A 367-nucleotide genomic window follows, 5' to 3' on the forward strand; every position below is an offset into this window, starting at 1 on the left:
ACTTCTGCTGTTCCGCCATTTGGTACGGCTGCTGTTGCTGTCTTGCCGTCAACTTTGCTTCCGCTTCCTACCTTATGGCTGGTTGTCAATGTATAACCTGTGATTCCTGCTACAGTTTCGACTACTGTGTAATCACCTACTGCAAGGCCATCAATCTGTACACTGCCGCCTGCTGTTAACAGTTCTGCTCCGGTTACGGTCTTACTGTAGCTGTCTGGGCCTGTGATCTTAAAGCTGATATCTGATGCTACATCTGTGAGTGTCTTGTCTCCACTTACTGTCTTTGTCAGCTTCAGGCTGCCGACCTGCTTCTTGTAGTTGTTTGTAAATGCTACTTCTGCTGTTCCGCCATTTGGTACGGCTGCTG

Annotated in this window: 1 protein-coding gene; it reads right to left on the reverse strand. The window is 48.5% G+C overall.

The genetic code is table 11. The features are described from left to right. On the reverse strand, window positions 1–367 hold a 367-nt coding region (locus DWW43_RS12145), incomplete at both ends, for a DUF5979 domain-containing protein (protein WP_207666016.1).

This window comes from Clostridium sp. AF15-41 (assembly GCF_003604095.1).
Lineage (GTDB): Bacteria > Bacillota > Clostridia > Lachnospirales > Lachnospiraceae > Coprococcus.